This is a genomic window from Streptomyces sp. 147326 (assembly GCF_045000215.1).
Classification (GTDB): domain Bacteria; phylum Actinomycetota; class Actinomycetes; order Streptomycetales; family Streptomycetaceae; genus Streptomyces.
Genome location: NZ_CP134201.1, coordinates 5,272,355 through 5,283,788 on the forward strand (window position 1 = coordinate 5,272,355; position 11,434 = coordinate 5,283,788).

General features: G+C 72.2%; 8 protein-coding genes, 1 tRNA gene and 1 pseudogene. 8 read left to right on the plus strand and 2 right to left on the minus strand.

Annotated features, from left to right (window positions below):
- The first annotated feature begins 38 nt into the window (after positions 1-38).
- The 8 genes from galU (at position 39) to RIU97_RS24260 (ending at position 9,803) form a co-directional block, all read left to right on the plus strand.
- Positions 39-941 carry a UTP--glucose-1-phosphate uridylyltransferase GalU gene (gene galU / locus RIU97_RS24225; protein WP_404959683.1) on the plus strand — a complete coding sequence of 301 codons (903 nt, stop codon included), beginning with the start codon at positions 39-41 and terminating at the stop codon, positions 939-941.
- Positions 942-945: 4 nt separating this feature from the next.
- A complete protein-coding gene (gene glp, locus RIU97_RS24230) occupies positions 946-2,292 on the plus strand; it encodes a gephyrin-like molybdotransferase Glp (RefSeq protein WP_404959684.1) in 1,347 nt (448 codons plus the stop codon).
- A gap of 74 nt (positions 2,293-2,366) precedes the next feature.
- Positions 2,367-2,846: a cyclic pyranopterin monophosphate synthase MoaC gene (gene moaC / locus RIU97_RS24235; protein ID WP_030706954.1), complete on the plus strand. Its 480-nt coding sequence runs from the start codon at positions 2,367-2,369 to the stop codon at positions 2,844-2,846.
- Positions 2,843-3,466, plus strand: a complete 624-nt coding sequence (locus RIU97_RS24240) for a molybdenum cofactor biosynthesis protein B (protein WP_404959685.1) — start codon at positions 2,843-2,845, stop codon at positions 3,464-3,466. The genes moaC and RIU97_RS24240 overlap by 4 nt, the downstream gene beginning before the upstream one ends.
- Positions 3,463-4,092 carry a GNAT family protein gene (locus tag RIU97_RS24245; RefSeq protein WP_327419282.1) on the plus strand — a complete coding sequence of 210 codons (630 nt, stop codon included), beginning with the start codon at positions 3,463-3,465 and terminating at the stop codon, positions 4,090-4,092. The genes RIU97_RS24240 and RIU97_RS24245 overlap by 4 nt, the downstream gene beginning before the upstream one ends.
- Positions 4,093-4,261: 169 nt before the next feature.
- The gene (locus RIU97_RS24250) at positions 4,262-5,296 is read left to right on the plus strand and encodes a hypothetical protein (protein WP_404959686.1); all 1,035 of its coding nucleotides are present in this window, start codon (positions 4,262-4,264) and stop codon (positions 5,294-5,296) included.
- 78 nt (positions 5,297-5,374) lie between these two features.
- Positions 5,375-5,448: transfer RNA gene (locus tag RIU97_RS24255), tRNA-Ala, on the plus strand.
- A gap of 365 nt (positions 5,449-5,813) precedes the next feature.
- Positions 5,814-9,803, plus strand: a complete 3,990-nt coding sequence (locus tag RIU97_RS24260; protein WP_404959687.1) for a hypothetical protein — start codon at positions 5,814-5,816, stop codon at positions 9,801-9,803.
- Between the two features lie 126 nt (positions 9,804-9,929).
- On the opposite strand, the pseudogene RIU97_RS24265 reads toward RIU97_RS24260, so the two are convergent.
- Positions 9,930-10,427: pseudogene (locus RIU97_RS24265) on the minus strand (aldo/keto reductase); the annotation flags it as partial.
- Positions 10,428-10,448: 21 nt separating this feature from the next.
- Positions 10,449-11,108: a LuxR C-terminal-related transcriptional regulator gene (locus RIU97_RS24270; RefSeq protein WP_404959688.1), complete on the minus strand. Its 660-nt coding sequence runs from the start codon at positions 11,106-11,108 to the stop codon at positions 10,449-10,451.
- Between the last annotated feature and the right edge of the window lie 326 nt (positions 11,109-11,434).

The following is an 11,434-nucleotide window of genomic DNA, read 5'->3' on the forward strand; positions in this document are numbered from 1 at the left end:
TCGTCGGGCGTTCGGCGGGACCCACTATCGTTCGGGGCATGACTATGTTGCACCCCGTGATCAAGAAGGCCGTGATTCCGGCCGCTGGCCTCGGTACTCGCTTCCTTCCGGCGACCAAGGCGACCCCGAAGGAAATGCTCCCGGTTGTGGACAAGCCGGCCATCCAGTACGTGGTCGAGGAGGCCGTCGCGGCCGGGCTCGACGACGTACTCATGATCACTGGGCGTAACAAGCGTGCCCTGGAAGACCACTTCGACCGGAACTACGAGCTGGAGTCGGCCCTGATCGCCAAGGGCGACGACGACCGGCTGAAGAAGGTCCAGGAATCCAGCGACCTCGCGACGATGCACTACGTCCGCCAGGGCGACCCGCGGGGCCTCGGCCACGCGGTGCTCTGCGCCGAGCCGCACGTCGGCCGCGAGCCCTTCGCCGTCCTCCTCGGTGACGACCTCATCGACCCGCGCGACCCGCTGCTGCGTCAGATGGCCGAGATCCACGCCCGCACCGGCGGCACCGTCATCGCGCTCATGGAGGTCGACCCGGCCAGCGTCCACCTCTACGGCTGCGCCGCCGTCGAGGCCACCGACGAGCAGGACGTGGTCCGCATCACCGGCCTCGTCGAGAAGCCGGAGCCCGAGGACGCGCCCAGCAATTTCGCGGTTATCGGACGCTACGTCCTCAACCCCGCGATCTTCGACATACTGCGGGAGACCGAGCCGGGCCGCGGCGGGGAGATCCAGCTCACCGACGCCCTGCAGAAGCTTGCCGCCGACGAGAGCGTCGGCGGCCCGGTGCACGGCGTGGTCTTCCGGGGCCGTCGCTACGACACCGGGGACCGCGGCGACTACCTGCGGGCCATCGTCCGCCTCGCGTGCGAGCGGGAGGACCTCGGCCCGGAGTTCCGCACCTGGCTTCACCGTTACGTCACGGAGGAGATGTAGCACCTTGAGCAGTTCCGCACCGCAGGACACCGGCCACCGTCTGTGGTCCGTGGACGAGCACCTCGCGGACGTCCTCGCGGCCGTCCGGCCGCTGGAGCCCATCGAGCTCCAGCTGCTGGACGCCCAGGGCTGTGTCCTAGTCGAGGACGTCACCGTGCCCGTCGCCCTCCCGCCCTTCGACAACAGCTCCATGGACGGCTACGCCGTCCGCACGGCCGACGTCCAGGGTGCGAGCGAGGAGTTCCCCGCGGTGCTGACGGTCATCGGGGACGTCGCGGCGGGCAGCGGTGAGCTGCCCACCGTGGGCCCCGGCGAGGCCGCCCGCATCATGACCGGCGCCCCGCTGCCGCCCGGCGCGGAAGCCGTCGTCCCGGTCGAGTGGACCGACGGCGGCACGGGCGGGGGCGCGGCCGCCGGGATGACCCCGGCCAGCGCCGCCCCCGAGCAGGCGGGCGGCGAGGTACGGGTGCACCGCTCCGCCGAGGCGCGGGCGCACGTCCGCGCGCGCGGCAGCGACGTACAGGCCGGTGACCTGGCGCTCGCCGCCGGCACGGTCCTCGGGCCGCCGCAGATCGCCCTGCTGGCGGCCATCGGCCGCGGCACCGTCCGCGTACGGCCGCGGCCGCGCGTGGTGGTCCTGTCCACCGGCAGCGAGCTGGTCCAGCCCGGCGAGGCGCTCACCTCGGGCACGATCTACGACTCCAACAGCTTCGCGCTCGCCGCGGCCGCCCGTGACGCCGGGGCCATCGCGTACCGCGTCGGCGCCGTCGCCGACGACGCCGACACCCTGCGCGCCACCATCGAGGACCAGCTGATCCGCGCCGACCTGCTCGTCACCACGGGCGGGGTCAGCGTCGGCGCGTACGACGTGGTCAAGGAGGCGCTGTCCTCCGTCGGCTCGGGGGACGCGGCCGCCGGGGACGTGGAGGGCGGCGGGATCGACTTCCGCAAGCTCGCCATGCAGCCCGGCAAGCCCCAGGGCTTCGGCACGATCGGCCCGGACCACACCCCGCTGCTGGCCCTGCCCGGCAATCCGGTGTCCTCGTACGTCTCTTTCGAGCTGTTCGTGCGCCCCGCGATCCGCACCCTGATGGGCCTGCCGGAGCCCGAGGTCCGGCGGCCGAGCGTACGGGCGGTGCTGACGGCCGACAAGGCGCTCGGCTCCCCGGCCGGCCGCCGCCAGTTCCTGCGCGGCAAGTACGACGCCGAGAGCGGCACGGTCAGCCCGGTCGGCGGATCGGGCTCCCACCTGATCGCCGCGCTGGCGCACGCCGACTCGCTGATGGTCGTACCGGAGGACGTCACCTCGGTGGAGCCCGGGACCGAGCTGGAAGTGGTCCTGCTCGGCTGAAGTGGGGCCGGTGCGGGTAGCGTGTTGCACCACACAGGCCCCTCGGGGGCCCGGACGGAAGCGACGCGCAGAGTATGAGTACGCAGAGCAGGCTGACCCACATCGACGAGGCCGGCGCGGCCCGGATGGTCGACGTCTCGGAGAAGGACGTCACCACCCGGACGGCCCGGGCCAGTGGACGTGTGCTCGTCTCCCCCCGGGTGATCGAGCTGCTGCGCGGCGAGGGCGTCCCCAAGGGCGATGCCCTCGCCACCGCGCGGATCGCCGGGATCATGGGGGCGAAGAAGACCCCGGACCTGATCCCGCTCTGCCACCCGCTGGCGGTCTCGGGCGTGAAGGTCGACCTGAAGGTCGCCGACGACGCCGTCGAGATCCTCGCCACCGTGAAGACGACCGACCGTACGGGCGTCGAGATGGAGGCGCTGACCGCCGTCGCGGTCGCCGGCCTCACCGTGATCGACATGGTGAAGGCGGTCGACAAGGGCGCGGTCATCACGGACGTCCGGGTGGAGGAGAAGACCGGCGGCAAGTCCGGCGACTGGGCGCGCTCGTGAACGCCCCGCGCGGCGGTGAGGTGCACAGCCACGTCGGCCACGCCCCGCAGACCCCCGAAGCCGTATCCGCGCCCGCGACCGCACCCGCGCCCGCATCCGTACCGGCACCTGCCGCCACGGGCCGGGCGCTCGTCGTCACGGCCTCGAACCGGGCCTCGCAGGGCGTGTACGCCGACAAGGGCGGCCCGCTGCTGGCGCAGGCGCTGGAGAAGCTCGGCTTCACGGTGGACGGCCCGCGGGTCGTCCCGGACGGCGACCCCGTCGAGCAGGCGCTGCGCGAGGGCGTGGCCGGCGGCTACGACGTCATCCTGACCACCGGCGGGACCGGTATCTCGCCGACGGACCGCACCCCGGACGCCACCGCGCGGGTGCTGGACTACGAGATTCCGGGGATCCCGCAGGCCATCCGCGCCGAAGGCCTGGCGAAGGTGCCGACCGCGGCCCTGTCCCGGGGCCTGGCAGGGGTTGCCGGGCACACCCTCATCGTCAACCTCCCCGGTTCGACGGGCGGGGTGCGCGACGGCCTCGCCGTCCTTTCCCGCATCCTTCCGCACGCCGTCGACCAGATCCGGGGCGGCGACCACCCCAGACCGGCGGGACCCTCCGGGAGCGAGAGCTGAACGGCCCCTCCTGGCCGGTCGTCCTGACGGACGGCGACGTGACCCTCCGGCCGATAAGACTGCGGGACCAGAAGGCCTGGCGCGAGGTCAACCGGCGCAACCGGGACTGGCTCCGGCCGTGGGAGGCGACCATTCCGCCGCCCGCCCCGTGGGGGCCGGTGATACAGCGGCCCACGTACCGCCAGATGGTCCGCCACCTGCGGGCGGAGGCGAACGCGGGCCGGATGCTGCCCTTCGTCATCGAGTACCAGGGCCGCCTGGTGGGCCAGCTGACGGTCGCCGGGATCACCTGGGGCTCGATGTGCGCGGCCCACGTCGGCTACTGGGTGGACCGCGAGGTGGCGGGCCGCGGCGTGATGCCGACGGCGGTCGCGCTGGCGGTGGACCACTGCTTCGGCAAGGTCGGCCTGCACCGGATCGAGGTGTGCATCCGCCCCGAGAACGGGCCGAGCCGGCGGGTCGTGGAGAAGCTGGGCCTGCGCGAGGAGGGGCTGCGGCCGCGCTATCTGCACATCGACGGCGCCTGGCGCGACCACCTCGTCTACGCGGTCACGGTGGAGGAGGTGCCGGAGGGGCTGCTGCGCCGCTGGCACCGGGCACGTCACACGCAGGCACCGCCCAAATAGATAACCGAATATTCGTTCGAGATAATGGGGGCGGCGAGGGGCCGGGGACCGATTCGCCCATAACCTGATCCGAAGAATCACAAAAAAAGTCCGTGATATCAGCGAGATCGCGCGACACACCGGCCCAATTGGCCGATCCCCCCGCCCGCGCCCCTCTACGGTGTGAGGTGTGAGCAGCAGCGGCCTCATCTACGCAGTCATTGTCGGGGCCTGGGCCGCCTACTTGGTGCCCATGTGGCTCCGGAGGCAGGACGAGCTGAACGAGGCCCGTCCGACGGAACGCTTCTCCACTGCCATTCGGCTGCTTTCCGGCCGGGCGGGAATGGAGCGCCGTTACGCCAAGGGGCTGCGTGAGCGCGGTGACGAGGAGGCGGGGCCCCCGCCCCACGCGGACCCGGACGCCGCGACGGAAAAGGTGAATTCCGTCGACGCCGACGCCCGGGCCGTTGTCGTGCCCCCGACCAGGGCGGAGCCGAGACCGGACGCCGCCGAGCGGGAGCAGCGCGCGGAGCGGGCCCGGCGCGAACAGCGCCTCCAGGTCCTCGCGCGCCGCCGGCGCACTACCGCGCTCCTCTTCCTGGTCTTCACCCTCGGCGCGGTCGTCGCGGCGGTGGGAGGACTCCGCTTCCTGTGGGCCCCCGCGGTGCCCGCCCTGCTGCTGAGCACGTACATCGTGCACCTGCGGGTCCAGGAGCGACGGCGCTACGAGTTCACGATGGACCGGCGGCGTGCCGAGGCGGCCGCGCGGCAGCTGCGGGAGAACCGCCCGCGCCGCCGCGACTCCGGGGAGGCCGCTCCCGCGGGCACCGAACCGGACCCTGCGCCACCGGTCTCCCCGCAGGAGGCCGGGCGCCGCGCGCTCGTCGAGCAGACCGACCACGCCGAGTGGGTGGACCAGCAGCGCGAGCGCGAACGCGGCCCCGCCCGCGGTGACAGCTGGGAGCCGGTCCCGGTCCCGCTGCCGACGTACGTGACGGCCCCGGTCGCCCCCCGCGCCACCGGCCCGGCGTCCCCGGACGCCTGGAGCGCGACCCGCTCCAGCACGGCCGAGCCGACGGAACCCCGCCTGCGCGCACAGCCCGCGGCCCCCAAGCCGGACGGGAAGCCGCAGACCGCTCCGCGCCCCCGCGGCCAGGCCGGCGCCCGCACCCCGCTGTTCGACCAGTACGAGAGCGACGACCGCCCGCGCGCCGCCAACGAGTGATCGGTGACCTGCGCGGACGCTCCGGAATACGCGTTTTGGAGCAGCCGTGCGGGGATGCTAATGTTTCACACGTCGCAAGGGCCTGTGGCGCAGTCTGGTAGCGCACCTCGTTCGCATCGAGGGGGTCTGGGGTTCAAATCCCCACAGGTCCACAAACGACAGTTCGCGAGTAGCTCTCGTGAGCGTCATGAGATCCCGTCCGGTCGAAAGACCGGGCGGGATTTCGGCGTTTCCAGGGGTGTTCGAGGTGGGGCCGCATCCCCCGTGCCCACAAACGGACTTCTGGTGGGGCCGATCCATCCCCCTGGGAACCCCGGTCCGACGGGGCGTGACCCGGCGACAGTTCGGCGCGGCAGAGCCGTGGGGGGACCCGCTGACAGTCGTGATCTTCTGGTTTCCGGTGTGACCGTACCGGTGGGTAAACCCCTGCGTCCCGGCAGTCACCGGCGGATAAACTCCGCCTGCCCGTAACTCCCGTGATGGTCACCGGGGTGGGGCCGCTTTGACTGGGGGGTTCATGAGATTGCTGCCGATCGGCAGAAGACCGCGGGACGGACGGGGGAGGGGCGCCCGCGCGGGTGTCGTCTCGGGGGCGTTGCTGCTCGCCGTCCTGACCGCCTTCACCGGCCAGACCGGATCCGCCTTCGCGGCGGCGGTGCCGCCCGAGGCCACCGCCTCGCCGCAGGCGGGGCCCGCCGCGCCGGCCGGGCCCAAGGCTCCGCCGAAGGCGGACCCGAAGGCCGACCACGAGGCCGCCGTGCGTGCGCTGGGGAAGAGCGACGCCGCCGAGGCCTGCCCGGCGGGCCTCGCGCCGCACACGACCGTCACCTGCACGGTCGACCCGTACAAGACCGCCTCCTTCGCGCTCGCACTGCCGCAGCAGAAGGACGTCGTCCTGTACCAGGTCGTCACCCAGCGTTGGGCCAACTACAAGCTGGTGGCCCCGGACGGCACCACGGTCACCTGTGAGAGCGTCCTCGGTGCCGGCAGTGCCGGTGCGGCGCAGCGATGCGCCACGGGCACGGCCGGCACGTACAAGCTGGAGGTCACGGACTCCTACGGTGCGGAGAACGCCATCTCCGTGTCGTACGTCCCGCTGCTCTCCTCCACCGCCTGCAAGGCGGTCGGCGCCGCCGACCGCAAGCTCGGCGCCCCGACCGTGTTCCACGGCTCGCCGGCCGCCGGTTCGGCGGGCGACTGCTACACCCTGGACCTGGCCGCCAACGACGTGCTGCGCAGCTACGCGTCCACGTACCGGGTGGGTCAGGACGTCTACGACGCCACCGGCAAGATGGTCTGCAGCACGGAGAGCCACCGTGGCGAGACCCTCGACTGCAAGCTCACCGGTACCGCGCCGTTCCGGATGTCGGTGCTCCAGGGCTCCGGTACCGCCGAGAACTACGACCTCACCGTGGCACGGCTCTCCAAGCCCGAGGGCTGCGCGGTCGTGGAACCGCAGGCGTTCGGGGCCGCCCCGGACCTTAGCTCCACGGCCCGCTGCCGCACCCTGCGGGTGTCGCAGGCCGCGCACCACACGTTCGCTCCGGTCGCCTCCGGAAGCGTTCCGTACGGCGCGGTGTTCGACGCCCAGGGCAGCGCGATCACCGCCTGCGGACAGGGCGCTTGCGAGCTGACCCCCGGTGACCACACCTGGGCCGTCGACCCCCGGAGCACCGACGCCGGCGCGTTCGGCATGGCGTTCCACTCCGCCAAGGAGACCCGCGGCTGCACCGCGACGCACGACAACGGCCTGGTGGCCGGTCCGGCCACCGGCACCTTCGGCGGACCCGGGCAGCAGCTCTGCCTGACCCTGCCGACCGCCAGTGGTCAGGGCCTGTACCTGCTCAACCGGCCGCCCGCCGAGGGCACCAGCGCCGCTGTCACGGTCTACGACGCCGCCGGTGCCAAGCAGTGCGAGGAGGACGGCTACTCGTACTACGTCTGCAAGCTGACCGGCACCGCCCCGTTCCGTGCGGTGCTGAGCGGCGCGGAGTCCCAGGCGTTCCGGCTGGTGATCCACCGGACCGGTGACGCCGCGGGCTGCGCCGCCTGGCCGCAGACCGGTTTCGACGGCTCCTGGGGTGCCGAGGTCCCGCTCGGTGGGGAGGCTCGGCAGCAGTGCCTGAGCCTGCCGGCGGACAAGCACTCCACGGCCGAGATGCTCGACTACACCAACGAGCAGAACAAGGTGAACGGCTCGATCCAGGTGGTCGACCCCGCGGGCACCACGGTGTGCTCGACCGTCGGCGGTTCGACCACCACCTGCGCTCTCAGCGCCGGTGTGCCGTACACCGCGATGGTCGTCTTCACCGGCTGGGGAACGGACACCTACAAGGTGGTCCGCCGTGACATCTCGCCGACCGCGAAGTGCGCCACGCCCGCCTCGACGACGGTCACCGGCCAGTCGACCCCCTTCGACCTGACCTCGGCCCTGGACGCCCGCTGCATCCGGGTCACCGGCGCCGCCACGGACAAGTTCTGGCTGAGTTCGCGGACCCTCGAGGACCCGCGGTACGGACCGTCCACCATGCTGATGGCGGTCGATTCCAGCGGGAAGTTCGCCTGCCGTCAGTGGGGCCTCTCCTGCCGGGTCACCGGGTCGACGTCGTACGTCGTGATCGTGCTCGCCTCCGGCTTCAAGGACAAGCCGATCCACACCAACGTGGACACCTGGAAGGTCGGCACGGCAGCCGGATGGGCGCCGGAGTGCAAGGCCAACCCCATCTCGGTCAACGGCTTCCCGGCGCGGAGCGGAGTGCTCTCCGAGTCCTCGACGGGCTACTGCGCCGTGGTCGAGGTGAAGCCCGGTCAGGCCTTCAAGGTCGCCGGAAGCAGCAGCACGACCACCAGTGAGCACCCGTCCCTGAACCTGCACGGTGCGGCTCAGTGGACGAGTACGAGCGTCGAGTTCCAGTGCACCCAGTTCTCGGGCGTGTTCGGCGCCCGGTGCCTGACCCTCGGCAACGCCGAAGCCGGCCAGGCCGTACTCCTGATGAGCGCCGGCCGCAGCGCCACGCCCGTGGAGTACAGCCTGCAGGGACTGTGCGACTCCGAGTGCACCTTCCCGCAGCCGGGGGCCCTGCCCACGTCCATCAGCCCGGCGACGGGCGCCGCCGGTACGCGGACCCACGCCGTCGTGCGCGGTACGGGGCTCACCCTGGACACCAAGCTCCACCTGGTGCGCAGTGACACGGGTGGCGACCCGAAGCCGGTCATGAAGGTGCTCTCCGTGAACGCCGACGGCACCGCGCTCGACGTGCTGGTCGACACCAACGGGCTGGCGCCGGGCACCTACGACGTCGTGCGCGACGGCTACGTGTCCACTCCCGGAGTGCCTTCCCCCGGCTACCTGCCGAAGGCGTACACGGTGACGGCCGCGGCGGCGCTCTCGAAGAGCCGGTTCGTGCCGATCGCTCCCTCGCGGTTCCTGGACACGCGTGACGGCACCGGGGCGAAGAAGGAGCGCGTCGGTCCCGGTGGGGTCGTGACGCTTCAGGTGGCCGGTGTGAAGGGCGTCCCCGCGAGCGGGGTGACCGCGGTCGTCATGAACGTGACCGCCGTCGGTCCGACCGAGGCCGGGCACGTGATGGTCTACCCGAACGGGCAGCCGAAGCCCGCGGTGTCGAACCTCAACTTCTCGGCGGGGCAGATCGTGCCCAACCTGGTGACCGTTCCGGTCGTCAACGGGAAGGTGGACCTGCGCAACAACGCCGGTTCGGTCGACCTGATCGCGGACGTCACCGGGTACTACACCGACAAGGCGGCCACCGGTTCCGCGCTGACGCCGATCACGCCCACCCGGTTCCTGGACACGCGTGACGGCACCGGGGCGAAGAAGGAGCGCGTCGGTCCCGGTGGGGTCGTGACGCTTCAGGTGGCCGGTGTGAAGGGCGTCCCCGCGAGCGGGGTGACCGCGGTCGTCATGAACGTGACCGCCGTCGGTCCGACCGACGCCGGCCACGTCACCGTCTACCCGAACGGGCAGGCGGCGCCGGGAGTGTCGAACCTCAACTTCACCGCCGGGCAGGTCGTCCCGAACCTGGTGACGGTGCCGGTCGTGAACGGGAAGGTGGACCTGCGCAACAACTCGGGCTCCGTCGACCTGATCGCGGACGTCACCGGGTACTACTCGGCCACCGGGTCGACCTTCTCGGCCGGTTCGCCGGTGCGGCTGCTGGACACCCGCTACGGTCTGGGCGCCCGCGCCGGCTCCGTCGGCCAGGGCGGTGTCGTCAGCCTGCAGATCGCCGGCGTCGAGGGCGTGCCGCTGACCGGGGTCACCGCGGTGGTCCTCAACGTCACCGTCACCGGTCCGACGCAGGACGGCCACCTGATCGTCCAGCCGCACGGGGTGCCGCGTCCCAACGTGTCGAACCTCAACTTCACGGCCGGACAGACGGTCTCCAACCTGGTGGTCGTCCCGGTCGTGGACGGCCGGGTGACCTTCTACAACAACACCGGTTCCGCCGATGTGATCGCCGATCTGAACGGCTACTTCACCTCCTGACGGACCCGCGGAACGACGAGGGGCCCGTCCGATCCGACGATCGGACGGGCCCTTCCGCGTGCCCGGGTCAGTTCACCGAGTCGAGCCTCGCGCGCTGTTCCGGGGTGAGGTCCAGGTCCACCGCGCCCAGGCCCAGTGGTTGCTGGCGCCCAGCAGACCCGCCGTGCCGTCCGCGACGACCTCGGCGAAGCCCCGCACGGTCTCCTCCGGCGGCGTGTTCTCGTCCATGATGTGCGCGTACAGCAGGTGGATGCGCTCGATGCCGAGCCGCTCCCGGCTGCGCTCCGCCGACTCCCGGATGACCTTGGCGGACAGGCCCTCCACGTCGAGGCTGAAGCCGGTGGTGGGCTGGTTGGGGCGGGCGCCGAGCTTGGTGGCGACGGTGATCTCGTCGCCGATGCCGCGGCTGCGCAGCCAGCGTCCGATCAGCTCCTCGCTCTCGCCGCCCCGGGTGCCGTTGACCCAGAACGCGTAGTTGTCGGAGGTGTCGATGAAGGTGCCGCCCGCTTCGGCGAAGCGGTCGAGGATCGCGTACGCGGTGGCCTCGTCGACGGTGGTGCCGAAGGTCATCGTGCCGAGGCTCAGCACGCTCACTTCGCGGCGGGTCTCGGCAGCGGTGCCGATGACACGGTATTGCCCCCTTCCTCACCGGCCCGTTGACGGGCGCTCGTCGAGGAAGCCGCTCCGGGCGATGAGGTACGCGAGCTGCGCGCGGCTGCGGCTGCCGAACAGTTCGGCCGCCCAGCGCATGTGGTTGGAGACGCTGCGCGGGCTCATGCCGAGCCGCGCGGCGATCGCCTCGTCGGTGTGGCCGTTGACCATGTGGCGCAGGACCGTACGGCGGACGTCGTCGGTGAGCTCGGCCGGCAGCCTGCCGCCGGGGGCGTCCCGCAGCGGCGCGGCGCGCTTCCAGGTGTGGTCGAAGATGCCGGCGAGGTAGCGGACGACCCCGGGATGCTCGATGGCCAGGGCGACCTGGCTGCGCTCCGCGCCCGGGTCGGGGACGAAGGCGATCCTGCGGTCGCAGATGATCAGCCGGTCGAACACCTCGTCCAGGGTGCGGACCTCGCCGCCCGCCTGCGCGATCTGCTCCGCGTAGGCCAGGGTCGGCTGGTGGGAGCGGACGGTGTGCTCGTAGACCGTGCGCTGGCGCACGCCGCGGCCGAGGGCGGCGAGGTCGCTGGGGAGCGCCTCGCGGAGCGTCTTCTCCGGGCGGCCGCCGCCCGGCTGGGCGGTGAGCAGTTCGTCCTGGCAGGACCGGACGGCCGCGGCGAGGGTGGCGGTGATGGTGCCCGGACCCCGCACCGTGCGGACCGGATGGGCGTCCGTGCGTCGTAACTGTCCAGATAGACCTCCTGGGCCCGGGAGATCGAGGAGCGGACGGCCTCCAGGGCGTTCCTCTTCTCCTCGATGGCCCGTTCCAGGCGGTCCACGCGGGCGCCGGCGGCGAGCCGGGGCGGGACGGGGGCGAGGGAGCCGTCGGGCAGCCGCCGGACGAGCCCCAGGCCGAGCAGGCACGGAGGGCAGTCGCCGGAAGGGACCCGCTCGCACAGGAGGTCCGCGTAGTACCGGAGACCGTCCGGGCAGATCTCGCCACCGCCGGCTCCGCCGGCCCCACCGGCCCCTGTGGT